Source organism: Mesorhizobium sp. C264A (assembly GCF_040324515.1).
Lineage (GTDB): Bacteria > Pseudomonadota > Alphaproteobacteria > Rhizobiales > Rhizobiaceae > Mesorhizobium.
Map to the genome: position 1 here is coordinate 2,050,584 of NZ_JAMYVY010000001.1, position 24,368 is coordinate 2,074,951.

General features: G+C 62.9%; 23 protein-coding genes. 9 read left to right on the forward strand and 14 right to left on the reverse strand.

Going from position 1 to position 24,368, the window contains the following annotated elements; genetic code table 11:
- Nucleotides 1–54 precede the first annotated feature (54 nt).
- From NKL04_RS10165 to NKL04_RS10175, 3 genes are read left to right on the forward strand one after another with little or no spacing between them, the layout of a single operon-like run.
- Complete coding sequence (locus NKL04_RS10165; protein WP_023669114.1) at nt 55–1,266, forward strand: NADP-dependent isocitrate dehydrogenase; 1,212 nt, start codon at nt 55–57, stop codon at nt 1,264–1,266.
- 10 nt (nt 1,267–1,276) lie between these two features.
- Nucleotides 1,277–1,891, forward strand: coding sequence for a glutathione S-transferase family protein (locus NKL04_RS10170; RefSeq protein ID WP_023684871.1), 615 nt, complete (start codon nt 1,277–1,279; stop codon nt 1,889–1,891).
- Nucleotides 1,892–1,905: 14 nt separating this feature from the next.
- Nucleotides 1,906–2,508: a demethoxyubiquinone hydroxylase family protein gene (locus NKL04_RS10175; protein WP_023684870.1), complete on the forward strand. Its 603-nt coding sequence runs from the start codon at nt 1,906–1,908 to the stop codon at nt 2,506–2,508.
- A 99-nt stretch (nt 2,509–2,607) separates the two neighbouring features.
- Here NKL04_RS10175 and alaS read toward each other — a convergent pair whose 3' ends face one another.
- Nucleotides 2,608–5,274 carry an alanine--tRNA ligase gene (gene alaS / locus NKL04_RS10180; RefSeq protein WP_352724054.1) on the reverse strand — a complete coding sequence of 889 codons (2,667 nt, stop codon included), beginning with the start codon at nt 5,272–5,274 and terminating at the stop codon, nt 2,608–2,610.
- 271 nt (nt 5,275–5,545) lie between these two features.
- Nucleotides 5,546–6,649, reverse strand: a complete 1,104-nt coding sequence (recA, locus tag NKL04_RS10185; protein WP_023684868.1) for a recombinase RecA — start codon at nt 6,647–6,649, stop codon at nt 5,546–5,548.
- A 283-nt stretch (nt 6,650–6,932) separates the two neighbouring features.
- On the opposite strand from recA, the gene NKL04_RS10190 reads away from it, so the two are divergent.
- A complete protein-coding gene (locus NKL04_RS10190; RefSeq protein ID WP_023684867.1) occupies nt 6,933–7,877 on the forward strand; it encodes a carbohydrate kinase family protein in 945 nt (314 codons plus the stop codon).
- 70 nt (nt 7,878–7,947) lie between these two features.
- Complete coding sequence (locus NKL04_RS10195) at nt 7,948–8,865, forward strand: pseudouridine-5'-phosphate glycosidase (RefSeq protein WP_023684866.1); 918 nt, start codon at nt 7,948–7,950, stop codon at nt 8,863–8,865.
- Nucleotides 8,866–9,068: 203 nt separating this feature from the next.
- On the opposite strand, the gene NKL04_RS10200 is transcribed toward NKL04_RS10195, so the two are convergent.
- Complete coding sequence (locus NKL04_RS10200; RefSeq protein ID WP_023669120.1) at nt 9,069–9,392, reverse strand: TfoX/Sxy family protein; 324 nt, start codon at nt 9,390–9,392, stop codon at nt 9,069–9,071.
- Between the two features lie 83 nt (nt 9,393–9,475).
- Between NKL04_RS10200 and NKL04_RS10205 the strand changes: the two genes are divergently transcribed.
- Complete coding sequence (locus NKL04_RS10205) at nt 9,476–9,973, forward strand: GFA family protein (protein WP_023669121.1); 498 nt, start codon at nt 9,476–9,478, stop codon at nt 9,971–9,973.
- Between the two features lie 144 nt (nt 9,974–10,117).
- Here the strand turns inward: NKL04_RS10205 and sufA are convergent, their stop codons facing one another.
- From sufA to NKL04_RS10240, 7 genes are all read right to left on the reverse strand, one after another.
- Nucleotides 10,118–10,498 carry a Fe-S cluster assembly scaffold SufA gene (sufA, locus tag NKL04_RS10210; RefSeq protein ID WP_013532156.1) on the reverse strand — a complete coding sequence of 127 codons (381 nt, stop codon included), beginning with the start codon at nt 10,496–10,498 and terminating at the stop codon, nt 10,118–10,120.
- Nucleotides 10,499–10,604: 106 nt separating this feature from the next.
- Nucleotides 10,605–10,991, reverse strand: a complete 387-nt coding sequence (locus NKL04_RS10215) for an SUF system Fe-S cluster assembly protein (RefSeq protein WP_023684865.1) — start codon at nt 10,989–10,991, stop codon at nt 10,605–10,607.
- A 21-nt stretch (nt 10,992–11,012) separates the two neighbouring features.
- Nucleotides 11,013–12,254, reverse strand: coding sequence for a cysteine desulfurase (locus NKL04_RS10220; RefSeq protein ID WP_023684864.1), 1,242 nt, complete (start codon nt 12,252–12,254; stop codon nt 11,013–11,015).
- Nucleotides 12,255–12,386: 132 nt separating this feature from the next.
- Nucleotides 12,387–13,655, reverse strand: a complete 1,269-nt coding sequence (gene sufD, locus NKL04_RS10225; RefSeq protein WP_023700862.1) for a Fe-S cluster assembly protein SufD — start codon at nt 13,653–13,655, stop codon at nt 12,387–12,389.
- Between the two features lie 43 nt (nt 13,656–13,698).
- The gene (gene sufC / locus NKL04_RS10230; RefSeq protein ID WP_023684862.1) at nt 13,699–14,454 is read right to left on the reverse strand and encodes a Fe-S cluster assembly ATPase SufC; all 756 of its coding nucleotides are present in this window, start codon (nt 14,452–14,454) and stop codon (nt 13,699–13,701) included.
- Between the two features lie 29 nt (nt 14,455–14,483).
- Nucleotides 14,484–16,001 carry a Fe-S cluster assembly protein SufB gene (sufB, locus tag NKL04_RS10235; RefSeq protein WP_023700863.1) on the reverse strand — a complete coding sequence of 506 codons (1,518 nt, stop codon included), beginning with the start codon at nt 15,999–16,001 and terminating at the stop codon, nt 14,484–14,486.
- A 187-nt stretch (nt 16,002–16,188) separates the two neighbouring features.
- On the reverse strand, nt 16,189–17,352 hold the full coding sequence (locus NKL04_RS10240; protein WP_023700864.1) for a cysteine desulfurase family protein: 1,164 nt from the start codon (nt 17,350–17,352) through the stop codon (nt 16,189–16,191).
- 255 nt (nt 17,353–17,607) lie between these two features.
- Between NKL04_RS10240 and NKL04_RS10245 the strand changes: the two genes are divergently transcribed.
- Nucleotides 17,608–18,282 (forward strand): alpha/beta hydrolase, encoded by a 675-nt coding sequence (locus tag NKL04_RS10245; RefSeq protein WP_023669128.1) that lies wholly within the window; start codon nt 17,608–17,610, stop codon nt 18,280–18,282.
- A 212-nt stretch (nt 18,283–18,494) separates the two neighbouring features.
- The gene (locus tag NKL04_RS10250; RefSeq protein WP_023700865.1) at nt 18,495–19,142 is read left to right on the forward strand and encodes an FMN-binding negative transcriptional regulator; all 648 of its coding nucleotides are present in this window, start codon (nt 18,495–18,497) and stop codon (nt 19,140–19,142) included.
- A gap of 38 nt (nt 19,143–19,180) precedes the next feature.
- Here the strand turns inward: NKL04_RS10250 and NKL04_RS10255 are convergent, their stop codons facing one another.
- The 4 genes from NKL04_RS10255 to NKL04_RS10270 are packed head-to-tail and all read right to left on the reverse strand — an operon-like array spanning nt 19,181 to nt 22,850.
- On the reverse strand, nt 19,181–20,077 hold the full coding sequence (locus NKL04_RS10255; RefSeq protein WP_023700866.1) for a phosphatase PAP2 family protein: 897 nt from the start codon (nt 20,075–20,077) through the stop codon (nt 19,181–19,183).
- A 30-nt stretch (nt 20,078–20,107) separates the two neighbouring features.
- Nucleotides 20,108–21,751, reverse strand: a complete 1,644-nt coding sequence (locus tag NKL04_RS10260) for an ArnT family glycosyltransferase (RefSeq protein ID WP_023700867.1) — start codon at nt 21,749–21,751, stop codon at nt 20,108–20,110.
- A 39-nt stretch (nt 21,752–21,790) separates the two neighbouring features.
- Nucleotides 21,791–22,123: a lipid-A-disaccharide synthase N-terminal domain-containing protein gene (locus NKL04_RS10265; RefSeq protein WP_023669132.1), complete on the reverse strand. Its 333-nt coding sequence runs from the start codon at nt 22,121–22,123 to the stop codon at nt 21,791–21,793.
- Nucleotides 22,116–22,850 carry a glycosyltransferase family 2 protein gene (locus tag NKL04_RS10270; RefSeq protein WP_023690217.1) on the reverse strand — a complete coding sequence of 245 codons (735 nt, stop codon included), beginning with the start codon at nt 22,848–22,850 and terminating at the stop codon, nt 22,116–22,118. Before NKL04_RS10270 ends, NKL04_RS10265 begins: the two co-directional genes overlap by 8 nt.
- A gap of 254 nt (nt 22,851–23,104) precedes the next feature.
- Between NKL04_RS10270 and tyrS the strand changes: the two genes are divergently transcribed.
- A complete protein-coding gene (tyrS, locus tag NKL04_RS10275; protein ID WP_023669134.1) occupies nt 23,105–24,358 on the forward strand; it encodes a tyrosine--tRNA ligase in 1,254 nt (417 codons plus the stop codon).
- The last annotated feature ends 10 nt before the right edge of the window (nt 24,359–24,368 follow it).

Below are 24,368 nucleotides of genomic sequence, written 5' to 3' on the forward strand. Positions count from 1 at the left end.
CCGAAGCCATGCGGGCGAGGCCGTTTTGTTCCCCAAAAGCGAGGCATTCTTTTCATGGCGAAGATCAAGGTGGCGAACCCGGTCGTCGAGCTCGACGGCGACGAGATGACCCGCATCATCTGGCAGTTCATCAAGGACAAGCTGATCCACCCTTATCTCGACCTGAAGCTCGAATATTACGACCTCGGCGTCGAGCACCGCGACGCCACCAACGACCAGGTGACCATCGATTCGGCCAATGCCATCAAGAAATGGGGCGTCGGCGTGAAATGCGCGACGATCACGCCCGACGAGCAGCGCGTCGAGGAATTCAAGCTGAAGAAGATGTGGAAGTCGCCCAACGGCACCATCCGCAACATTCTCGGCGGCACCATTTTTCGCGAACCGATCATCATGAAGAACGTGCCGCGTTTGGTGCCGGGATGGACCAAGCCGATCATCGTCGGCCGTCATGCCTTCGGCGACCAGTATCGCGCCACCGATTTCCGCTTCCCCGGCAAGGGCAAGCTGACCATCAAGTTCGTCGGCGAGGACGGCAAGGTGATCGAGCATGACGTGTACGACGCACCCGGCGCCGGCGTTGCCATGGCGATGTACAATCTCGACGACTCCATCCGGGAATTCGCCCGCGCCTCGCTGAATTACGGCCTGCTGCGCAACTATCCGGTTTATCTCTCGACCAAGAACACCATCCTCAAAGCCTACGACGGCCGCTTCAAGGACATTTTCCAGGAGGTCTACGAGGCTGAATTCGAGGCCGAGTTCAAGGCTAAGAAGCTGTGGTACGAGCACCGGCTGATCGACGACATGGTGGCCTCCGCCCTGAAATGGTCTGGCGGCTATGTCTGGGCCTGCAAGAATTATGACGGCGACGTCCAGTCCGACACGGTGGCGCAAGGTTTTGGCTCGCTCGGCCTGATGACCTCCGTGCTGATGACGCCGGACGGCAAGACGGTGGAAGCGGAGGCCGCGCACGGCACAGTGACGCGCCACTATCGCCAGCACCAGAAGGGCGAGGAAACCTCGACCAATTCGATCGCCTCGATCTTCGCCTGGACGCGCGGCCTCGCCCACCGCGCCAAGCTCGACGATAATGCCGAGTTGAAGCGATTTGCCGACACGCTGGAGAAGGTCTGCATCCAGACGGTTGAGAGCGGCTTCATGACCAAGGACCTGTCGCTCTTGATCGGTCCCGACCAACCATGGCTGTCGACCACCGGCTTCCTCGACAAGATCGACGAGAATTTGCAGAAGGCGATGGCGTAAGCCGGCAGCCATGGCCAAGCCGGTCGTCTACGGGGCGGACTACAGCGTCTATGTGCGCATCGTCCGCCTCGTGCTGGCGGAAAAAGGCATCGACTACGACCTTGTGCCGGTCGATGTCTTTGCCGCCGAGGGCACTCCCGCCTGGTACTTCGAGCATCACCCTTTCGGCCGCATTCCGGCCGTCGAGCATGACGGGTTTCGCCTGTTCGAAACCAGCGCAATCGCCCGCTATGTCGACGAGGCGTTCGACGGCCCGGCACTGCAGCCAAAAGACGCCCGCACCCGCGCAACGATGAACCAGATCATCGGCATGCTCGACGCCTATGCCTACAGATCGATGGTCTGGGACGTCGCCGTCGAGCGGCTTGAGAAGGAAGCGCCAGACGAGGCACTGGTCGCCAACGGGCTGCGCCAGGCGGAAACGGTGCTGCGGGTGCTCACCGCACTCAAGCCTCCCGGGCCGTGGCTGCTCGGCGACCAGCTGACGCTGGCCGACCTGCATGCGGCATCCATCATCGCCTATTTCGTCAAGGTCGCCGACGGGCAAAAGCTGCTTGCGGCGTTCGCCGACATCCAGGCCTGGTGGGACGGCATCGCAAAACGTCCGAGCCTGGCGGCGGGCTGATATGGGTTCGGGCCATGGCTGACCCATCTCGCCAGGACGCGCTCACCATCGCCAGAATTGTCAGGGTCAACCACGCCGGTGAGTTCGGTGCGATCAGGATCTATTCGGCGCAGATTCTTGTCGCCAGGCGCTTCTGGCCGGATTGCGTGCCATCCTTGTCGGAGATGCTCGGGCACGAGCGCACGCATTGCGCCGCCTTCCGTGCCGCCATGCCGGCGCGGAAGGCGCGACCGTGCCGGGTGATGCAATTCTGGAGCTGGGGTGGCTGGCTGCTGGGTTCTGTCACCGCCCTGCTCGGTCCGCAAGGCATCTGGGCCTGCACGGCGGCGGTTGAAGCGGCGGTGCATCGCCATCTGGACGATCAGCTGTTTTTCCTCGCCAATCGCGACCACGACTTGCAAGGCATCATCCTGGCGATCCGCGAGGAAGAGCTCGCCCATCTCCATCACGCCGAAGAGCAGCTGAAATCGCCCGGCCCGGCGCTGAACTTTTTACGGTCGCTGATTTCGATCGCCACGGACGTGCTGATCTGGCTGTCCACCTGGGGCGATTCCAGCAGAATGACGCGCGCCCTGAAGGCGGCGAAAAGAACTAGACTAGCTAGACGGACCGTCTAAGAGCTGATTGCCGGCTTGCCACTATCAGCCACAGAATGGCAAGCACGGCGGCGAAGGCCGGAAAGCCGCACACGAACCAGATACGACATAGGGTGGCTTTCAGGCTGCCTCCAGCGCCGCCCTCACCGCGGCGATCGCATCATTGGCCTTCGAGGCGTCCGGACCGCCGGCTTGCGCCATGTCGGGCCGTCCGCCGCCGCCCTGCCCGCCCAATGCGGCCGAGGCAACGCGCACCAGATCGACAGCGCTGAAGCGGCCGACGAGATCGTCCGTCACGGCGACCACGACGCTTGCCTTGTTGTCTTCGCCCGCACCGACGAAGACGACGACGCCGGAGCCGAGCGATGTCTTGCCGGCATCGGCCAGCGGCTTCAAATCCTTCGGCGACACGCCGGAAACCGCTTTGCCGAGGAAGCCGATACCGGCGACGGTTTCGGTGGTGGCCGGAGCATCGGCCGCGGCACCACCGCCCAGCGCGAGTTTCTTGCGCGCTTCGCTCAGCTCCTTCTCGAGCTTCTTGCGCTCCTCGAGCAGCGTCTCGACACGCGCCGGCACGTCGGCCGGCGAGATCTTCAGCACGGCCGCAGTTGCCTTCAGGCGCCTGTCCTGCTCATCGAGATGTTTGCGCGCGGCTTCGCCGGTCAGCGCCTCGATGCGGCGCACGCCGGCGGCGACCGCGCTGTCGGAGACGACACGGACCAGGCCGATATCGCCGGTCGCCCGGACATGGGTGCCGCCACAAAGTTCGACGGAATAGGGTCTATTGGCCTTGGCGCCATGCACGCCGGTGCCCATCGAGACGACACGCACCTCGTCACCATATTTCTCGCCGAACAGCGCCATGGCGCCCTCGGCAATGGCGTCATCGACCGACATCAGGCGCGTCGTCACCGGGCTGTTCTGGACGACGATTTCGTTGGCCATGCGCTCGACCTCTTCGAGATCTTCGGCCGAGATCGGCTTGTTGTGCGAGATGTCGAAGCGCAGGCGCTCGGGCGCGACCAGCGAACCTTTCTGCGCGACATGGGTGCCCAGCACCTCGCGCAGCGCCTCATGGATCAGATGCGTTGCCGAATGGTTGGCACGCAGCCGGGTGCGGCGCGCATGGTCAACCTTCAGCTCGACGGCTGCACCTGGCTTGACCGTGCCGTTCGTCACCTTGCCCAGATGCACGAACAGGCCGTCGGCCTTTTTCTGCGTGTCGGAAACCTCGATCGAGAAACCTTCGCCGGAGATGATGCCGGTGTCGCCCATCTGGCCGCCCGACTCGCCATAGAACGGCGTCTGGTTGACGACCACCGCCACCGCGTCGCCCTTGCCGGCGCTATCGACTGTCTTGCCGTCCTTGACCAGGGCCTGGATGAGGCCTTCCGCCTGTTCGGTCTCGTAGCCGAGGAATTCGGTGGCGCCGGCCTTCTCGCGTACAGAAAACCAGATGGTCTCGGTGGCCGCGTCGCCGGAGCCAGCCCAATGCTTGCGCGCTTCGGCCTTCTGCTGCTCCATCGCATGGGTGAAGCCGGCAAGGTCGACCGAGATGTTGCGCTGGCGCAGTGCGTCCTGCGTCAGATCGAGCGGGAAGCCGTACGTGTCATAGAGCTTGAACGCCGTCTCGCCATCCAGCATATCGCCGGCGTGCAGCGTATCTGTCGCCTCCGAGAGCAGGCCGAGGCCGCGCACCAGCGTCTTGCGGAACCTGGTCTCCTCGAGCTTCAGCGTCTCGGCAATCAGCTGTTCGCCGCGCAGCAGTTCGGGATAGGCCTGGCCCATCTCACGCACTAGCGCCGGCACCAGCTTCCACATCAACGGCTCCTTGGCGCCGAGCAACTGCGCATGGCGCATGGCGCGGCGCATGATGCGGCGCAGCACATAGCCGCGGCCTTCGTTCGACGGCAGCACGCCGTCGGCAACCAGGAAGGAGGACGAGCGCAGATGATCGGCAATGACGCGGAAGGAGGCGACCGTCTCCTTGTCCGGGCCCTGCCCGAGCGCTGACGAGGCCGCATCGATCAGATGACGGAACAGGTCGGTCTCGAAGACGCTCTCCACCCCTTGCAGGATGGAGGCCATGCGCTCCAGGCCCATGCCGGTGTCGATCGACGGCCGCGGCAGGTCGATGCGCTCATCCTTGGTGACCTGCTCATATTGCATGAACACCAGGTTCCAGAATTCAAGGAAGCGGTCGCCATCCTCCTCCGGGCTGCCGGGAGGGCCGCCCCAGATGTGCTCGCCACGGTCGATGAAGATTTCCGAGCACGGCCCGCACGGTCCGGTGTCGCCCATAGCCCAGAAATTGTCGGAGGTCGGGATGCGGATGATGCGGTCATCGGAGAAACCGGCGATCTTCTTCCAGAAGCCGGCCGCCTCGTCATCGGTGTGATAGACGGTGACCAGCAGCTTGTCCTTGTTCAGCCCGAACTCCTTGGTGATCAGGTTCCAGGCCAGTTCGATGGCGCGCTCCTTGAAATAGTCGCCGAAGGAGAAATTGCCGAGCATTTCGAAGAAGGTCAGATGGCGCGCGGTGTAGCCGACATTGTCGAGGTCGTTGTGCTTGCCGCCGGCGCGCACGCTTTTCTGCGCAGTGGTGGCGCGCGAATAGGACCGCTTCTCCAGGCCGGTGAAGACGTTCTTGAACTGCACCATGCCGGCATTGGTGAACATCAGCGTCGGGTCGTTGCGCGGCACCAGCGGGCTCGAGGCCACGACCTCGTGGCCCTCCTTGCGGAAATAGTCGAGGAATGTCGACCGGATCTCGTTCACGCCACTCATGAGTGCTGCCTTTTCGCGAAAACCGCCGGCACGGCCGGCGGACACTGGTCTCTGCTTTTTAGAAGATTGACTTGGCCTTTTAGCGGGCACGCCCCACCCTGTCCAGAAACACGGAATTGGGCCAATCCGGCAACTGCCAAGCCGGCTTCACGCTGCCCAAAAACGAAAACCGCCGGCGCGAAGGCCGGCGGTTTGAAACGCAATACTAAAGAACTCGGTTACTTAAGCATCGGATAATAGACTGGATTTATGGCCGAACTCTGGCCGTGCCCTACATGGCGCCGGATTCTTCCTCGAAGCCGTCGTCGCTTTCGCCGCGCTCGGGGCCACCATTTTCAAGAAATTTCTCGGCGATCAGCCCGGCATTCTGCCGCAGCGCAAGTTCGATCTCACGCGCCGTGTCGGGATTGTCGCGCAGGAACAGTTTGGCGTTTTCGCGACCTTGGCCGAGACGCTGCGAATTGTAGGAGAACCAGGCGCCGGACTTCTCGACCACGCCGGCCTTGACGCCGAGATCGACCAGTTCGCCGGTCTTGGAGACGCCCTCGCCATACATGATGTCGAACTCGACCACCTTGAAGGGCGGCGCCAGCTTGTTCTTGACCACCTTGACCCGGGTCTGGTTGCCGACGACCTCGTCGCGGTCCTTGACCGAGCCGATGCGGCGGATGTCGAGGCGCACCGAAGCGTAGAATTTCAGCGCGTTGCCGCCGGTCGTGGTTTCCGGCGAACCGAACATGACGCCGATCTTCATGCGGATCTGGTTGATGAAGATGACCATGGTGTTGGAGCGCGAGATCGAGGCGGTCAGCTTGCGCAGCGCCTGGCTCATCAGACGAGCCTGGAGACCGGGCAGCGAATCGCCCATCTCGCCCTCGATTTCAGCGCGCGGCGTCAGGGCGGCCACCGAATCGACCACCAGAACGTCGATGGCGCCGGAACGCACCAGCGTGTCGCAGATTTCCAGTGCCTGCTCGCCGGTGTCCGGCTGCGAGATCAAGAGGTTTTCCAGATCGACGCCGAGCTTGCGGGCATAGACCGGGTCGAGCGCATGCTCGGCATCGACGAAGGCGCAGATACCGCCCTTCTTCTGGGCTTCGGCAACTGTGTGCAGCGCCAGTGTCGTCTTGCCCGAGCTTTCCGGCCCGTAGATCTCGACAATGCGGCCGCGCGGCAGGCCACCGACGCCAAGCGCGATGTCGAGGCCAAGCGATCCGGTCGGCACGGTTTCAATCTCGACGACCTGCTCGTTGGCGCCCAGCCGCATGATCGAGCCCTTGCCGAAGGCGCGCTCGATTTGCGACAGCGCCGCGTCCAGAGCCTTTGATTTGTCCACCGCTTTGTCCTCTACAAGCCGCAAAGTATTCTGAGCCATGATACATCACCCCTTGGTCGTCAATGAAGGCCGGACAATCCGTAATCCCTGCCCTATTTGTACCTTTTTTGTTCTCGTTTGGCAAGAGGGGTCAAATATCTGAAAAGCAATCTTTATCCGGATTTGTTCTTTTTTTGTCTCATGGTTTCGTTTCCGGATGTATCCACCATTGGGCCAGGCGCTCCGGCGGTTTGGCTCCGCCCGAATCGCTGGCTTGCTTGCGAAGCTCCGTCGCACAGCCTAGCGCTTGTCTGGTTCGAATAACAAAGGTCATATCGCCTACATGGTGAAATCAGCAAAAATACTGGCGGTGGGCGGCGCCCATATCGACCGGCGCGGTCAGGTGTCCGGTGCTTACGTGCCGGCGGCGTCCAACCCCGGCACGATGCGCGAGGATGTCGGCGGCGGCGTCTTCAACGCGCTGCGCAGCCTCGTGCGGCGCGGCGTCTCGGCCTCGCTTTTGTCGGTGCGCGGCGGCGATGCCTCGGCCGAGACGGTTGCGCGCGCCATCACTGAGGCCGGCATTGCCGATCTGTCGGCGGTGTTCCTCGACCGCACCACGCCGAGCTACACGGCGCTGATCGATCGCGACGGCGAGCTGATCACCGGCTTTGCCGATATGGCGCTCTACGATTTGGCGTTCCCCAAGCAGATCCGCCGCTCCAAGGTGCGCGAGGTGGTCGCCGAGGCCGATGCGGTGCTCTGCGACGCCAATCTGCCATCAACGGCGCTGGAGCGGCTGGTGGGGCTCGCCGCCGGCAAGCCGGTGTTCGCCATCGCCATTTCGCCGGCCAAGGTGGTGCGGCTGATACCGGTGCTGAAGGAACTCGCGCAGGTCTTCATGAACCGGCGCGAGGCCATGGTGCTGGCCGGCGTCGATGCCAATGCCACCGAGCGCGAGACCGTCGACGGACTGCGCTGCAGCGGCCTCACCAGTGGCGTGGTGACGGCGGGCGACGGCCCGGTGCTGGGATTCGACGAAGCCGGCGCCTTCTCTATCCTGCCGCCGGCGCCGAGAAAAGTCGCCGACGTCACCGGCGCCGGCGACGCGCTGGCCGGCGCCACCATCGCTGCCCTGCTGCGCGGCCTGCCCCTGCGCCAGGCATTGCGCGAGGGCGTTGCCGCCGCCACGCTGGCCATTGAAAGCGCCGACGCGGTTCCGGCCTTCACGATTGCGACCTTCACCGAGGCACTGGCTCTTGTGCCCGACGCGCAGGAAATGGCATGAGGGCGGCCAATTGCCATTGCCGGAGCGCGACGTCCAAGCGGACGCGCGGATCTCCGGATCGGAGACCATCATGACACCGCAAAGCGCCCGCCCCTTCATCGACCTCCACGCGCCCGTGGCCGAGGCGCTCGCCGCTGGCCGCCCCGTCGTGGCGCTGGAAAGCACCATCATCACCCATGGCATGCCTTACCCCGACAATGGCGCCATGGCCGCCAATGTCGAAAAGATAATCCTGGACAATGGCGCGGTGCCGGCGACGATCGCCGTGGTCGCCGGCCGCATCAAGATCGGGCTTTCCGACGGCGAGCGCGAGTCGCTGGCGATGACCGGCGACGCCATGAAGCTGTCGCGCGCCGATCTCGGCTTTGCGGTGGCGCAAGGCCGCACCGGCGGCACCACGGTCGCCGCCACCATGATCGCGGCCGACATGGTCGGGATAAAGGTGTTCGCCACCGGCGGCATTGGCGGCGTCCACAAGGGCGCGGAAAAAAGCTTCGACATCTCGGCCGATCTCGACGAGTTGGCGCGCACCCCGGTCATCGTCGTCTCGGCCGGCGCCAAGGCGATCCTCGACATCGAAAAGACCCTGGAAGTGCTGGAGACGCGCGGCGTGCCGGTGATTGGCCATGGCTGCGAGACGATGCCGGCCTTCTGGTCGCGGCATTCGCCGTTCCGCGCGCCGCTGACCCTGCACAGACCGGAAGAGATCGCGCATTTCTACAAGACCAGGGCGGCACTTGGCCTGGTCGGCGGCACGCTGATCGCCAACCCGGTGCCGCAGGACGATGAAATCCCGGCCGACGAGATGGCCGGCTATATCGAGGCCGCGCAGAAGGCGGCGGAAGTGCAGAATGTGACCGGAAAGGCGGTGACGCCGTTCCTGTTGGGCAAAATCCTCGAACTGACCGGCGGCCGGAGCTTGAAGACCAACATCGCGCTGGTCGAGAACAATGCGCGGCTGGCGGCGAGGATTGCCAAGGCGCTGTAGGATCGCCTACGTCGGCGGGACAGCACCCCCCTCTGGCCTGCCGGCCATCTCCCCCGCAAGGAGGGAGATTAACAGCTTAGCCGCAGGCTCCCATTTTCAACGATGGTGATTGGCGAAGACCAATGTGACAACTGATCTCCCCCCTTGCGGGGGAGATGTCCGGCAGGACAGAGGGGGGTGGGAAGAAACGCGACGGTCCCGGTTCACTTCCCCGCCCGCCGCCCCGCCTCATACGCCCGGCGCGCCCACACCCTCATCTCGTCAGGATCATCAAACGCGTCGTCGGGAATGCTCCAGTACGGCATCGCGACCAGCTTGCCGTGGCGGGTGCCGGTATAGGTCCATTGCTTGCAGCCGGCGGCTTCGAAGTCGGGCGCGCTTTGCTCGTCAGCCTTGAGCAGCAATTCGCCGCGCAGCACGATAGCGACGATGACGCCGTCGAAATAGATACCCTTGCCGCCGAACAGTTTTCGGATACTGACCGGGCCGAGGCCTTCGAACAGCTCTTCGATGCGTTCATTGTCCATGCCGCAATCATGTCACCGGGCTTGCCATGGCTGCAACCAAAAACCATGCTGGCAAGTTGAGAGCCATCCGTCGGAGTTTTGTCATGCCGCTGCTGCTCAAGGGATCCTGCCGCTGCGATGCCGTCCATTTCGAGGTGGAGAGCAACACGCCGGTGCCGTTCATGCTGTGCTACTGCTCGATCTGCCGCAAGCAGCAGGGCGGCGGCGGCTTCGCCATCAATCTCGGCGCCGATTACAAGACGCTGAAAATCAAGGGCAAGCGCAATCTCGGCGTCTACCAGGCCGAGATCGCGGACGACGAGCATCCAAAGTGTGAGATTTCGACGGGCGAGCGCAATTTCTGCAAGAAGTGCGGTTCGGCGCTCTGGCTCTACGATCCGACATGGCCGGACCTGGTCCACCCCTTCGCCTCGGCAATCGACAGCGAGTTGCCGAAGCCGCCGGAGAAGGTGCATCTGATGTTGAAATACAAGGCGAGTTGGGTCGAGCCGGTGATCGGCAAGAAGGACAATGCGTTCGACGTCTATCCCGAGGAATCGATCGCCGACTGGCACAAGCGGACGAAGATGTGGGTGAAGTGAGGACTCGGAGCGCGACTTCCGATGGTTAGCGCTGCCCCTCATCCGGCCCTTCGGGCCGTTCGTCATTCGAAAAGCCAAGCAATTGGCTTTTCGCCCGCTGCGCGGACCATTCCTCACCTCCCCGTGAACGGGGCGAAGGAAAGATCAGGCGGAAGCGCGCGCTTCAGCCAGCGCCTTCAGGTCGGCGGGCTTCAGTTCGACGGATTCGCCGCAGCCGCAGGCCGAACTCTGGTTCGGGTTGTGGAAGGTGAAGCCGGTGCGCAGCGTGGTCTGCTCGAAATCCATCTCGGTGCCGAACAGGAAAAGGGCAGCCTCGGGCGCGACATAGACATGCGCGCCGTCGCGTTCGATATGGTCGTCCTTGGTATTGGGCTCGGTCACCAGGTCGACCGTGTATTCCATGCCGGCGCAGCCGCCCTTCTTGATGCCGAGGCGAATGCCATGCGCATTGTCGCGCGTGGCGACGATCTCGCGCACCCGGTCGGCGGCCTTTTCGGTCATCGTGATGACGGCGAAGCGTCCCATTCTTTTTCCTCTTCCATTCCATGCAGGTTCAAGGCCTGCCGAATGATTCCTCACCTAAAATGGTGAAGTTTTACCACTGGTGCAAGTGCACCAACCTCAGTCAACCTTAGTACCAGCCCACCGCCACCTGCGCCTCTTCCGACATGCGGTCGGGCGACCAGGGCGGGTCGAAGGTCATGTTGACCTCGACGCCGGAGACGCCTTCGACGGCGCCGACGGCGTTTTCCACCCAGCCTGGCATTTCGCCGGCCACCGGACAGCCGGGCGCGGTCAGCGTCATGTCGATCTTGACCGCGCGGTTGTCCTCGATGTCGATCTTGTAGATGAGGCCGAGCTCATAGATGTCGGCCGGTATTTCCGGGTCATAGACCGTCTTCAGCGCCGAGACGATGTCGTCGGTCAGCCGCGCCAGCTCGTCGGCGGGAATTGCCGAGGCGGAAACCACCGGATTGACGGCCGCTTCCGGCGCGGTGGTGTGGCTCGCATCATCCATGGTCGTCATCCAAAGAACCTGTCACCCGAAGAACTTGCGCGCTTTTTCCAGCGCATCGGCCAAAGCGTCGACTTCGGCCCTGGTATTATACATGCCGAACGATGCCCTGCATGTGGAGGTTACGCCAAAGCGTTTCAACAGCGGCTGGGCGCAATGGGTGCCCGCGCGGACGGCAACACCTTGCCTGTCTATCACCATCGACACGTCATGGGCATGAATGCCCTGCAATTCGAAGGAAATGATGGCGCCCTTGTCCGGCGCGTCGCCGAAGATGCGCAGCGAGTTGATGGCGCGCAGCCGTTCATGCGCATAGGTCTTGAGATCGGCCTCATGGGCGGCAATGCGCTCGCGGCCAACCTTTTCCATGTATTCCAATGCTGCACCCAGGCCAATCGCCTGCACGATCGGCGGCGTGCCGGCCTCGAAGCGGTGCGGCGGCTCGTTGTAGGTGACGATGTCTTCAGTCACCTCCTCGATCATTTCGCCGCCGCCCATGAAGGGGCGCATGCCCTGCAGAATGTCCTTCTTGCCGTAGAGCACGCCGATGCCGGAGGGCCCGTAGACCTTGTGGCCGGTGAAGACGAAGAAATCGCAATCGAGGTCCTGGACGTCGATCGGCATGTGCACGGCGCTCTGGCTGCCGTCGACAAGTACGGGAATTCCACGCGAATGCGCGATGCGCACGATCTCCTTGATCGGGGTTACCGTGCCCAGCGCGTTCGACATATGCGTGATGGCGACGAGCTTGGTCTTGTCGGTCAGCCGCTTTTCGAATTCCTCGATGTGGAAGATGCCGAGATCGTCGACCGGCACCCAGACCAGCTTGGCGCCCTGCCGCTCCCGGATGAAATGCCACGGCACGATGTTGGAGTGGTGCTCCATGATCGACAGCACGATCTCGTCGCCCGCGCCGATATTGGGCATGCCATAGCCGTAAGCCACGGTGTTGATCGCCGCGGTCGTGTTCGAGGTGAAGACGATGTTGTCGGTGCTTGGCGCATTGAGGAAACGGCGCACCGTCTCGCGTGCCTTCTCATAAGCGTCGGTTGCGGCATTCGACAGGAAATGCAGGCCGCGATGCACGTTGGCGTATTCCTGGGAATAGGCGTGCTGGATCGTATCCAGCACCACCTGCGGCTTCTGCGCCGAGGCGCCATTGTCGAGATAGACCAGCGGTTTGCCGTAGACTTCGCGCGACAGGATCGGGAAGTCGCGGCGGATCGCCTCGACGTCGTATGGGGTTGTTTCGATCTTCTGGTCCATTACAAGCTCTCTTGAGGCACCGCCTCACTTCGTCACGCACCCCTCACCCGACCGAGCTTCGCTCGGCCACCGCCCGGGGCGTGTCACTTGCCTCGCCCGTCCTTCGGACCCACAAGGGGAGAAGGGGAGGCGCTACCCATGCGCCACGAACCAGTCGTCCAGCCTTGTTTCCAGGGCCTCGACGATGGTTTCGTCGTCCAGTTCCTCGATCACTTCGGCGACGAACGCCTTGACCAGCAGGCCACGGGCGCTCTTCTCGTCGATGCCGCGAGCCATCAGGTAGAACAGATGGTTGTGGTCGATCTCGGTAACGGTCGCGCCGTGGCCGCAGATGACGTCGTCGGCGAAGATTTCCAGCTCCGGCTTGGTCGAGAACTCGCCATCATCCGACAAAAGCAGCGTGTTGCAGGCCATCTTGGCGTTGGTCTTCTGCGCGTATTGGTGGACGTTGATGCGGCCCTGGAAGACGCCGCGCGCCTTGCCGGTCACGACATTGCGGATCACTTCCGTCGATGTCGTATGCGGCACGGCATGGTCGAGCACCATGGTCACGTCGGTGTGGGTGTCGCCGGCGAGCAGGTTGATGCCGCGCAATTTGAAGTCGGCGCCTTCGCCCGTGGTCTTCACCACGATCTCCTGGCGCACAAGCTTGCCGCCGGCATTCATGAAAAACAGTGTCAGTTTCGAATTCTTGCCGAGATGCGCCTTGAACTGCGCCAGATGGGTGGCCGTTTCCGGCTGTTCCTGGATGATCAGCCAGGTCACCTCGGCGCCCTCGCCCAACACCAGCTGGCTGACGGAACTGGCCAGAGCCGCGCCCTCGCCCGCCTGACGCTCGACGATCGCAGCCTTGGCGCCGGCGCCGACACGCACGGGAAAGCGCACATGGGTCTGTCCGCCGGCTTGCAGGTTCTGCAATTCGATCGGCTTTTCCAGTGCTGCGCCATCGGCGATGTCGACGAAATAGCCGTCGGCGACGAAAGCAGTGTTCAGCGCGCCGATGGCGTCATCGCTGCCATAGGGCTCGAGGCCGGGTGCAATCGAGCCGTCGGTCAGCTTTTCCGACAGGCGCTGGATCGTCACGCCCTCGATCGCGGGGAATTTCGCACTCGAGACGCCGTTCAGAACCGCCAGCACGGCGGAACCTTCGACGATGGGCGTTAGCGTTTTGGCGGCGGCCGTCGGATCGAATGCCGGCACCGCGGTCAACAGCCGGCGCAGGTCAGTGTAATGCCAGGATTCGATGCGCCGCGTCGGCAGCCCGTGCTTGATCGCCTCGATGGCGTCGTCGCGCTTCAGCATCACCGCGCCGTCACCCGGCAGCAACGACAGACGCTCGCCGAAAGCGTCGATCAACGCCGTTTCGGCCTGCGTGCGCTGGGGTTGTGTATGCATATTCATCAGTTTTGCCCCGCCTTTCAGCATAAAATGGCCTTCTGGCGTCTCACGCGGCTTCGCCGATCACGCCGGCATAGCCATTGGCTTCGAGATCGAGCGCCAGCGACTTGTCGCCGGACTTGATCACCTGGCCCTTGTATAGGACGTGCACGCTATCGGGCACGATGTGCTCGAGCAGGCGCTGGTAGTGGGTGATGACGATGATGGCACGGTCGGGCGAACGCAGCGCGTTGACGCCGTCCGAGACGATCTTCAGCGCATCGATGTCTAGGCCTGAATCGGTCTCGTCGAGCACGCAGAGCTTTGGCTCCAGCAGCTTCATCTGCAGGATCTCGGCCCGCTTCTTCTCGCCGCCGGAAAAGCCGACATTGAGCGGCCGCTTCAGCATCGCCATGTCCATCGAGAGCGAGGCTGCCGCCTCTTTCACCCGCTTCAAAAATTCCGGGATCTTCAGCGGCTCCTCGCCGCGCGCCTTGCGCTGCTCGTTCATCGCCACTTTCAGGAATTCCATGGTCGCGACGCCAGGTATCTCCATCGGATACTGGAAGGCGAGGAAGATGCCCGCGGTGGCGCGCTCGGCCGGATCCATTTCGAGGATCGACTGGCCGTTATAGAGGATGTCGCCTTCGGTGACCTCATAGTCCTCACGGCCGGCGAGGATGTAGGACAGCGTCGATTTGCCCGAGCCGTTCGGACCCATGATGGCAGCGACCTCGCCGTTTTTCACCGTCAGGTTCAGGCCGCGGATGATCTCGGTGCCGTCATCGACGATGCGGGCATGCAGGTTCTTGATCTCAAGCATTTTTTCTTTCCTGGATATATATTGTCCGGTCAGCCGACCGAGCCCTCAAGGCTGATGCCGATAAGCTTCTGCGCTTCGACCGCGAACTCCATCGGCAGCTGCTGGATGACATCCTTGACGAAGCCGTTGACGATCAGCGCGATCGCCTCTTCCTCGGGGATGCCGCGCTGCATGACGTAGAATTTCTGGTCCTCCGAAATCTTCGACGTCGTCGCCTCATGCTCGAACTGCGCCGTCGAATTCTTGGCTTCCATGTAGGGCACGGTGTGCGCGCCGCACTGGTCGCCGATCAGGAGACTATCGCAATTGGTGAAATTGCGGGCGTTGGTCGCCTTGCGGTGCGCCGAGACCTGGCCGCGATAGGTGTTCTGCGAGAAGCCGGCGGCGATGCCCTTGGAGATGATGCGGCTCGACGTGTTCTTGCCGAGATGGATCATCTTGGTGCCGCTATCGACCTGCTGGTAGCCGTTCGACACGGCGATCGAATAGAACTCGCCGGAGGAATCGTCGCCGCGCAGGATGCAGCTGGGATATTTCCAGGTGATCGCCGAACCGGTCTCGACCTGCGTCCACGAGATCTTCGAACGGTCGCCGCGGCAGTCGCCGCGCTTGGTGACGAAATTGTAGATGCCGCCCTTGCCCTCGGCATCGCCGGGGTACCAGTTCTGCACCGTAGAATATTTGATCTCGGCATCGTCGAGCGCCACCAGTTCGACGACGGCGGCATGCAGCTGGTTCTCGTCGCGCTGCGGCGCCGTGCAGCCTTCGAGATAGGAGACGTAAGCCCCCTCCTCGGCGATGATCAGCGTGCGCTCGAACTGGCCGGTGTTCTTCTCGTTCATGCGGAAATAGGTCGACAGCTCCATCGGGCAGCGCACGCCCTTGGGCACGAAGACGAACGAGCCGTCGGTGAAGACAGCCGAATTCAGCGTGGCGTAGAAATTGTCGGATGTCGGCACGACCGAGCCGAGATATTTCTGGACCAGCTCCGGATGCTCGCGGATGGCCTCCGAGATCGAGCAGAAGATGACGCCGGCCTGCGCCAGTTCCTTCTTGAACGTGGTGACGACGGAAACGGAATCGAACACCGCGTCCACCGCGACACGGCCCGATTTGTAGACGTTGTCGCTGGGCTCCTCGAGATCGGACGCGTCGGTCTTCTGCACGCCAGCGAGGATTTCTTGTTCCCGCAGCGGAATGCCGAGCTTCTCGTAGACCTTCAACAGCTCGGGATCGACGTCGCTCAGCGAGGTCGGGCCGGGCGTGCTCTTGGGCGCCGCGTAGTAATAGAGGTCCTGAAAGTCGATCTTCGGATAATGGACGCGCGCCCAGGTCGGCTCTTCCAGCGTCAGCCAGCGCCGATAGGCTTCCAGACGCCATTCCAGCATCCAGGACGGTTCATCCTTCTTGGCCGAGATGAAGCGAATAATGTCTTCGCTCAGGCCCTTGGGGGCCTTGTCCATCGCGATCTCTGTCTGGAATCCGTATTTGTACTGGTCGACGTCGATCTTTCGGACCCGATCGATCGTGTCCTGCACAGCAGGCATAAGCGTTCTCCATCCACGCCGGGGTCAAGGCCCGACAGTTTTCAAACTATGGCATCGCCGAGGGCTGCCCATGAGGCGCCGAAGGCGGCGTAAGTTTCATATAGTGCGTCTCGGCCGGGAATTCACCCGGCCACTTGCAAACGCACGGCTCTACCAGGCCGCGAGGCCTGAATTCTTTGTCGCCGCCTCAGGCGGCTTGTTCCCTGCCCGCCCGGCGCTGGGCAATACCGGCCAGCGCAGCACGGAACAGTTCGATATCCCCGGCACTCGTTGCGTGGCCGATGGACACGCGCAAAGCGCCCAGGCTGTCGCCGTAACCCATGGCTTTCAGCACATGGCTCGGCCCGACCTTGCCCGACGAACAGGCCGATCCCGCCGACAGCGCAACGCCAGCCAGATCGAAAGCGATCTGCGCCGTCTCGGCCTTGATGCCGGGAATAGCGAAGAATGTCGTATTGGCAAGCCTTGGCGCGCCGGTTCCGAAGATTTCTGCGTCCGGCACCAGTGTTTTGAGTGTTTTCTCGACCTCGCCGCGGCGTTGCGCGATCGCTTCGACGTCTTTCAGTCCAGCCAAAGCCTGCCGCGCCGCGGCGCCAAAGCCGGCGATGGCCGCCAGGTTTTCGGTGCCGCCGCGATGGCCCTTTTCCTGGCCGCCGCCATTGATCAGCGGCTTCGGCATCATCAGATCGGCTGCCGCAACGACGGCGCCGACACCCTTGGGGCCGCCGATCTTGTGCGAAGACAGAATCAAATAGTCGGCGTAAGCCGCTGACATATCGATGGGACCACGGCCCGCAGCCTGCACCGCGTCGACCACCAGAATGCCGCCCGCCGCCTTGACGATTGCAGCGATTGCCTCGATCGGCTGGATGACGCCGGTCTCGTTGTTGGCGGCATGGATCGCGACCAACGGCAGGCCTTCGGCCTTCTCATGCGCGGCCAGAGCGGCTGTCAGCTGAGCGAGGTCGGCAATACCATCGGCGTCGACGCCGATCCGCGAAACCTGTGTTGCCGGGAAGCGGCCGCCGTTCAACAGGCAAGGGTGGTCGGCCTCGCACACATAGAGCCGGCTCATGCGCACCGTGCCACGGCCCATCTGCCAATCCGGCGTCAGCAGCGTCGATGCGGCTTCCGTCGCGCCCGAGGTGAAGACGACATGCTCGGCCTTGGCGCCGACAAGTGCTGCCACATCGCGCCGGGCAGTGTCGATCAGGCGCCGCGCCGCGCGCCCCTCGGCATGCACCGACGACGGATTGGCGACGAGATCGAGCGCGGCAATCATCGCCTCGCGCGCCTCGGCAATGAGCGGCGCGCTGGCATTGTAGTCGAGATAGGCGCGTGCTGCGGCCATTTTCACCCAATCGATCCCGTCAAGACCCTTTCCGCAAGGATAGCGCGTTATTTCCTTGAAATTGCAAGGCAAGACGTCCTATTTACGCGGCTTGCGGCGAGGATGGCCGGGCCGTCACGGCTGGCTATCCAGTTTTGAACAATTCTAAACTAGCTTCTAAGAAGACGCTTGCCCTGCGTCAAGGCCCGGAAGGGCTGGGGCTGGAGTAAGAATTGTTCCGGGCGCCGCGCATTCGTATGCCATTTGGAGTATTTCATGCCTGAGGTCATTTTCACCGGTCCGGCCGGCCGCCTGGAGGGCCGCTACCAGCCTTCCAAGGAGAAGAGCGCGCCGATTGCCATCGTGTTGCATCCGCACCCGCAATTCGGCGGCACGATGAACAACAAGATCGTCTATGACCTCTTCTACATGTTCCAGAAGCGCGATTTCACCACGCTTCGCTTCAACTTCCGCGGCATCGGCCGCAGCCAGGGCGAATTCGACCACGGCACCGGCGAATTGTCGGATGCCGCCGCAGCGCTCGACTGGGTGCAGTCGCTGCATCCGGATTCCAAGAGCTGCTGGGTGGCCGGTTATTCCTTCGGCTCCTGGATCGGCATGCAGCTTCTGATGCGCCGGCCCGAGATCGAGGGCTTCATCTCGATCGCGCCGCAGCCCAACACCTATGATTTCTCGTTCCTGGCGCCCTGCCCGTCATCGGGTCTGATCATCCATGGCGATGCCGACAAGGTGGCGCCGCCCAAGGATGTGCAGGGCCTGGTCGACAAGCTGCACACGCAAAAGGGCATCACCATCACGCAGAAGACCTTGCCAGGCGCCAACCACTTCTTCGCCAACGACGCCGATCTGCTGCTCGAGGAATGCGCCGACTATCTCGACCGACGGCTGGCCGGCGAATTGTCCGATCCGCGGCCGAAGCGGCTGCGCTAAGAGCAATTCCAGGAAAAGTGTAAACGGGTTTTCCGTCCGGAATTGCGTCAAAACAAAAACTCCCGGTCCGATGCCGTCACAGTCGTGCCCATCATGGGCGCGACAATGCCATTTCGGCTGATCCAAACGGTGAAGCCAGCCTGACATGTGGCGCGGCTCGGCTGAACGGTGCACAATGCCGGTTCAGCCAGCGCAAGAAGGCATGACCGATCATGTACCAGCCTCCCCATTTCCAGGAAACGCGGCCGGACGTCCTGCACGGGCTGATCCGGACGCATCCGCTGGGGTTGCTGATCTCCAACGGCACCGATGGCCCGGTCGCCAATGCCATTCCTTTCCTGCTTGATGCAGAGGTTGGGCCGAATGGCCGGCTGCGCGCCCATCTGGCCAGGGCCAACCCGCAATGGCGTCAGCTGGCCGACAATCCGACATCGCCGGTGCTGGTCGTCTTCCAGGGCGCCGACGCCTATGTGACGCCGTCCTGGTACGAGACCAAGCGCGAGACCGGCAAGGTCGTGCCGACCTGGAACTACGCCATTGTCCAGGTGCGAGGAACCGTCAGAGTGATCGAGGATTCCGCCTGGATCGCACAGCAGATCACCGAGCTGACGCTGTCGCAGGAAGGCGCCCGCGAGGCACCCTGGGCGGTGACCGATGCGCCGCCGACCTTCATCCAGTCGCAAATCAAGGGCATTGTCGGGCTTGAGATCGAGATCGCCGAAATCAGCGGCAAGTGGAAAGTCAGCCAGAACCGGCCTGTCGCCGACCGCGTCGGTGTCGCCGAAGGGCTGGAGAAGGACGCCGCCGGCGCGCCCGACATGGCTCGGCTGGTGCGGAGCTGGGGTGGCATCGACAGCTAGCTGGGGTGGTCTTAGATGGTTCCAAAGGCGTCAGCAATTCAGTTGCCTGCCGGCGCTGCTCCAATGCGGAAATTCGTCTGTCTCGGCGCATCGTTTTGGTTTGGTTTGCGAGCCCGACGGAATAGGCGGAACGTAGTTTTTGCCACCGGCAACCCCGACGCCGTGTAGCGGAAGATACATCCCAGCCGGCCAAGCACCATCGCGCAGACGATGGCAACAGCACAGCCAAGGCCGAATCCGGCGACAGTGTCGCTCGGATAGTGCGCGCCGATAAAGATTCGGGTCGATGCGACCGACAAGGTTGCAGCCAGCAGCACCCATCTGCGCTGGGGCAACAACAGCAGCGCAATGCCGAAAATGACACCCATGGTCGTGGCATGGCCGGATGGGAAGCTGGCAAAGCGCGCCTCCATGGAAAAAGGATGCAGCGACAGATCGCCGAGCTTGTCGAAATTCATTGGCCTGGCTCTGCCCACGCCATATTTCAGCACGTTGACGACCATGGCCGAGAGTGCGATCGAACCCAGCACCATGAAAGCAAAGCAGGTCCAGTTGTAGAAGGTCATCCGCGCGCGCCGGGAAAGGCTGCGCCAATCCGTCAGATTCGCAGCAATCAGCACCAGTACCGACGGGACAAGATACCAGCCGCCTAGGCCGAAGAAGGTAAAAAACTCGGCGATGCGGAAGACATTGGTCGAGCCTGAAGCCCACTGCCTCGCCATGGTGCCCGCAAGATGGTCGAACCGGAGCGACACCGCGATCGTCAGCAAAAGCCAGGCCACGACCCAGACCGACCACAGGATTTTCGGGTAGCGCGCCGGGCGCGTCGCCAGGCGATGCCGTACAATCCCGAAAGTATCGCGGAAATTATCGACAGACTGCCGGAGCATGGCAGGCATAGCGGCACGCGCCGGTGATGGCGACTTCGTCAACATGCGGAGCTCGAAGCGATCATCGAAGAGATATCAGTTCGCCACACGGTACAGGCCGAGCGACAATTTATCACCTGACGAATAGTTGATGCCGTCGATTTCAGCGACGCGGCTGGCCTTCTTGCCTTGCCCTGCCAGCAGGTCATCCAGCCGTTTTTCATCGCCGACCGGCGCCAGGCCCAAAGCGCAGGCCGGATCGCCAAGCAGATGTTGCGCAACCCCATCGACATCGGTCAGTACCGTCTTTGTGCCCACCAGAAATACCAGGCTCGGTTCGTGATATTGCGCGGAGGCGAGCACGCTCATCTCACAGGGACGATCGGCGCGAACCGCAGCCTCGATTTCCCGGCTCATCCAAATCGGTTTCAGTGACGGCACGATGACACCGAACAGCAGGGCGTAGGTTATACCGGCGCAAACCGCAGCCCCGCCGATGCGGACCAGCGGCACCAGCTTCTGGCGCGAAACAGCGAGGTAGCCGGCGCCCAATGCTGCCGCGGCGGCCGGAACGCTCCACCATAAAAATGTCTTCATGAGATAGATCGGCGCACCGACGCAAAGCACGGCGAGACCGACTGTCACCAGGACGGTGCCGAATGCGGTCGCCCACCACAGCCATGTCTGCCAGCGCCTGAGCGGCGCATTTGCCTCTTGCGGTGTCAGCGTCACAAGCCAGCCGATGAGCAGGGCCATGCCGGGATAGGCCGGCAGCAGATAATGCGGCAGTTTCGTCGGGATCAATTCGAAGACCAGCCAGAACGGAATGTACCAGGCGAGGCAGAAACGCAGGCGCGGATCGTCGCGCAATCGGTTGAGCGCCTGCAGTCCGGCGCCGAGCGCCACAAGGCCGAACGGCCACATGAACAGGCAATAGGTCAGCACGTAGAAGCCCGGCGGAACGCCGTGCGACTCCTCGCCTTGCGCGACCTTGCCGAGCATATCCTTGCCGACGGCCTGCTGCAGGAAGGCGCCGTTGCTCTTCCAGCTGATAAGGGCGAGCCAGGGCAGCACGATGAGCAGAACCAGAGCCAGCCCTCGCGCCGCTTTCAGCTTTGCCAGCCAGCACCAATCGCGCTCGAAGGCAACCAGCGTGAGCACCGTCAGCGCCGACAGCAGCGGTGCAATCGGCCCCTTGATGAGGATCGCCGCCCCCTGCGCCGCCCAGAAAATCCACGGCAGATGGCCGGCGACCGGCTCGTCGCGGCGCGATGCCAGATAAATCTGCGCCAGCGCGCCTTGCGCCAGAACGCAGCAGGCAAGCAGCATCGCGTCGGTCTTGGCGTCGCGGCCTTCGAAGGCGGTGGCGAAAATCGCCGCCATGACCAGGCCGGCGGCAAGACCGGCATTGGCGCCGAACAGATTGGCCCCGGTCCAGGCGATTGCGACGACGGCGATGGCGATGCCCAGCGCCGAGACCAGCCGGTAAATCCAGATCGGCGCCTGTGCCCCCTGGCCGCTCAGCGTCACCGCCGCCGATTGCAGCCAGTAGATGCCGATCGGCTTTTGGTAGCGCGACGCGTCCTGGAAGCGGATGTCGACATAGTCGCCGGTCTCCGTCATCTGCTTGGTCGCCTGGACGAAGCGCGGCTCGTCGCGGTCGAGCGGCGGCAAAGAGGCCAGTCCCGACGCCGTCATCATCAGGCTGAACAGGAAGAGAAAGATGTAGTTCCTGCTCATTTCGACACCGGACAGACTGAATTTGGCGGGACTGGTGGCTCAGTCGACCTTGGTCATCGCCGCCTTGCGCTCATTGGCGATGAGCCATAAATTTCTGACATAGATCACCATGCCCATGGCCTGGCCGGCGATGAACACCGGATCCTCACGCTGGATGGCGTAGACGAGCAGCAGCCCGCCGCCGAACAGCGAGAAGAACCAGAAAGCGATCGGCACGACGCTGCGCTTGGCCTTTTCCGAAGCGATCCACTGCACCAGGAAGCGCATGGTGAAGAAGAACTGGGCAACGAAGCCGAGCAGAACCCAGGCGTCGAACTGCTTGACGAAAACCTGGTGCAGCCAGGTCGCCAATTCCTGAAACACGTTAGCCATGCGTGATTTCCTCTACCTTTGGCATTCTGCGGCGCCGGCGCCGAAGCCACCAGACGCCGGCGAGATCGAGCGCGCCCTGCAGGCCGCGATCGAAGATGCCGTAATTCGACTTGCCGTGGCGGCGCGAGCGGTCGACGACGTCGCAATGGACGACGCGGTAGCCTTCCTGGATGACCAGGGCCGGAACGAAACGATGCGTGCCGTCGAAGAAGGGCAGTTTGCGCAGGATATCGGTGTGGATCGCCTTCAGGCCGCAGCCGGTGTCGCGGGTGTCGTCATGCAGGATCGCGCCGCGCAGCCAGTTGGCGAAACGCGATGCCAATTGCTTGATCTTGCTGTCGCGGCGCTTCAACCGCTGCCCCTGCGCGGCGCCGAAATCGGGCCCTGCCCGACGCAGCGCATCGACCAGCACGGGGATATATTGCGGGTCGTTCTGGCCGTCGCCGTCGATGGTGGCGATTATCGAGCCGCGCGCCGCCCAGGCGCCCGAGCGCACCGAAAGCGACTGGCCGGCGGATTTTTCGTGCCGAAGCTGCCGAAGCGGAAACGGACGTTTGGCGGCTTCAGCGGCAAGCACCGAAGCGGTGTCGTCAGTCGAACCGTCATTGACAACGATGATTTCGAAGTCGCGCCCGGTCATCGCCGCCTCGATCTCGTCGATCAGCAGCGGCAGGTTCGCCGCCTCGTTGCGGCAGGGAATGACGATGGATATCAATGCGTCCGGCATATCGCGTCGGGCTCTGTCACAAGATATGGCATTCGGTGGATGCCGTGCGGTGCCGTTCCAGCGGATCGAACCCGTTGGCGCGGCGCCTCATTACGCCAGCCGACAGGATGAAGCAAGCATGCGCGGCAGTGCAGAATAGGCTGTCCATGCCGGCGCAAAATCGGAAACCACTTTTGCTTGACGCGCTTGGATGCTAAACGCCCGCGTTCAGGCCATGCCGGGCCGTTCGGACCCGGCGCTTTCAGGAAGAAACAATGCCCGCCTTCAAGTCCGATTTCCTGCGCGTCATGAGCGAGCGCGGCTTCATCCACCAGATTTCGGATGAGACCGGGCTGGATCAACTTTTCGCGAAGGAAACCGTGACCGCCTATGTCGGCTACGACGCCACGGCGACCAGCCTGCACATCGGCAATCTGATATCGGCGACCATGCTCTACTGGATGCAGGAGACCGGCCACCGGCCGATCGCACTGATGGGCGGCGGCACCTCGATGATCGGCGACCCGTCCTTCCGTGACGACCAGCGCAGCCTTTTGACGCCCGAGGCGATCGCCACCAACATCGAGGGCATCAAGCGAATTTTTGGCCGCATCCTGCGCTTCGGCGACACTGGCAACGACGCCATCATGGTCAACAATGCCGACTGGCTGATGAAGCTCAACTATGTCGAGTTCCTGCGCGATGTCGGCCGCCACTTTTCGGTCAACCGGATGCTGACCTTCGACAGCGTCAGGCTGCGGCTCGAGCGCGAACAGTCGCTGTCCTTCCTCGAATTCAACTACATGATCCTGCAAGGCTATGATTTCGTCGAGCTCAGCCGCCGCCACGACTGCCGGCTGCAGATGGGCGGTTCGGACCAGTGGGGCAACATCATCAACGGCGTCGATCTCGGCCACCGCATGGGCACGCCGCAGCTTTATGCGCTGACCACGCCGCTGCTGACGACATCGTCGGGCGCCAAGATGGGCAAATCGGCCAAGGGCGCGGTGTGGCTGAACGGCGACCTCTTCTCGCCCTATGATTTCTGGCAATACTGGCGCAACACCGAGGATGCCGACGTCGAGCGCTTCCTGAAGATCTTCACCCGGCTGCCGCTTTCGGAGATCGCGCGGTTGGCCGCCCTTGGCGGCTCGGAGATCAACGAGGCCAAGAAGGTGCTGGCCACAGAAACCACGGCCATCGTGCACGGCCGCGAGGCGGCGCTCGCGGCCGAGGAAACCGCGCGCAAGACGTTCGAGGAAGGCGTGACGGCCGAAACCCTGCCGAGCGTCGAGGTGGATGGCGCAGCGCTGGAAGCTGGCATCGGCATCCTGTCGCTGCTGGTCACCGCGGGCCTTGCCGGGTCGAACGGCGAGGCGCGCCGGCATATCCAGGGCGGCGCCGTGCGCCTCAACGACCAGCCGGTGGCGGACGACCGGCGGATGGTGACGCCTCAGGATTTGAGTCCGGAAAACGTCGCAAAGCTTTCAGTGGGCAAGAAAAAGCACGTGCTTGTGCGGCCTGCCTGAGCCATCTTCT